We start from the raw sequence: 1,970 nt of genomic DNA on the forward strand, positions 1-1,970 counted from the left end.
ACGGCCTTCATAGACCAGACCAAATAGTGTATCAAGATGGATTAAAGAATTCTAACGGCATATTTGCTCCAACTATTCGGTTTCATGAGGGGACTTTTTATATCATCACAACTATGGTGGGACAAAAAGGCAATTTTATTATCACAGCAAAAAATCCTGCAGGCCCTTGGAGTGATCCAATTTGGATAAAGGAGGCACCAGGAATTGACCCATCACTTTTTTGGGACACAGATGGACGTTGCTACTACACAGGAGCCTTCTTAATTGATAAAACTCAAAATTCATGGCCGTCTAAAAACGGGGTCTGGATGCAAGAAATTGATCCTGATAAAGGGCTATTACTTGGTAAAAAAAAACAACTTACTTTTGGTCATGCTTCAAACGCACGATGGGCAGAAGGACCTCATTTATATAAAATTGATGGGGAATATCTGTTGCTCATTGGAGAAGGCGGTACAAGTGAGTTTCATGCCGTAACGGTTTTTAACAGTAAAAATCTCTGGGGACCCTATATTCCCAATCATGCCAATCCTATTATGACCCATCGTCATTTAGGGCACAATTACCCCATAATTCAAACAGGTCATGCCGACTTGGTACAAACTCAAAACGGTGATTGGTGGAGTGTTTTACTAGCCAAACGCCCCGTAGCAGGCTATTCGATTCTTGCTCGTGAAACTTTTTTGGCCAAGATCGAAATGAGTCGTCAAGAAAGTGGCGTGACTCCCATTTACAATCCAGGCTATGGTTTGTTACAATCCGAGCAAACAAGACCCAACTTGCCCTGGACACCAGTGCCAGATCGTACTGCGAGGGATAATTTTGATTCGGAAACAATTGATTTAGAATGGAATTGCTTGCGTAGCCCACAGTCACAATGGTACCGTCAAGTGAAAGGAAATATGGAGATTGAGCTACGTCCGCAAACGGTTAGTGACTGGAAAAACCCATCTTATCTTGCTAAACGTGTCAAAGACCACGATTTTGAGGCATCGACCAAAATGACTTTTTCTTCCAAAAAAGAAAATGAGCAAGCTGGAATGGTACTTTATAGAAAATCAAGTATTCATTATCAATTGCTAAAACAAAAAGAGGAGGTGGTGCTTTTAAAAACGATAGCTAAGGAAGTAAGCACAGAAAAAGGCCTTACGCAAGAAATAGCTAGAATGCCTTACAAAGGCAAAGAATTAGTTTTTAAAGTTGTTGGCAAAGGGATTGAAGCCCAATTTTACTTTGGTTCAACAATTAGTGACTTAAATAAAATAGGCGGTGTACAAGATTTATCATCTTTTGGTGATGAAATTGCGTGGGGATTTAATGGTACTTATGTAGGAATGTATGCTACTTCGAACGGGAAGGAAAGTACAAATACAGCAACTTTTGACTGGTTTGATTATAAGAAGATAAACTAATATTTTTTATCATTTCAAAAATCAGTAAAGAAGAATTTGAAATTGGGTAGGAAGAGATAAATTGGAATAGCTTTGGATTAGTTATGTGATGGTTTTTGCAATATGTTGTTGGATTTAATGTTTTAATACTCCAGACAGATGTTGGTTTTTTTATAAAAAAACCAACATCCTGAAGTGAAATACTCTATTAGTAATCAAGATTTTTTTTAGAAAAAAGACCAAATGACAGCAAATGTTGTTTGCATGACATAGAATCTAATTACTGCTTTTTATACTTTGTTGGGAAAGATGTTATAGGTGAAATGGTCATATTTTTATAAAACACTTCGGCAGCTTCTGATTGCAATTGAATTTTTCCGTTGTCAATGGGGATCGTTTTTCCACCCACATCATAACGGGCATTTTTTACCCTATTCACTACATAACCGTTTACCAAATGAATACTTTCACCACCTAGACAATAAATTTCTAAGGTATTCCATTCTCCGCTTGGGTTTTCATGCAAGACAGATTTGGAAACTCTCCCAGATTTAAAATTAGGAGCATATTTTATTGGAA

At 37.4% G+C, this 1,970-nt stretch carries 2 protein-coding genes; one reads left to right on the top strand and one right to left on the bottom strand.

The features are described from left to right. A partial coding sequence (locus WBQ70_RS13130) for a glycoside hydrolase family 43 protein (protein WP_423914990.1) occupies nt 1-1,412 on the top strand: 1,412 nt, incomplete at its 5' end. A 259-nt stretch (nt 1,413-1,671) separates the two neighbouring features. Here WBQ70_RS13130 and WBQ70_RS13135 read toward each other — a convergent pair. After that, a partial coding sequence (locus WBQ70_RS13135) for a 3-keto-disaccharide hydrolase (RefSeq protein WP_423914992.1) occupies nt 1,672-1,970 on the bottom strand: 299 nt, incomplete at its 5' end.

It is taken from the genome of Flavobacterium sp. (assembly GCF_049590715.1).
Taxonomy (GTDB): Bacteria; Bacteroidota; Bacteroidia; order Flavobacteriales; family Flavobacteriaceae; genus Flavobacterium.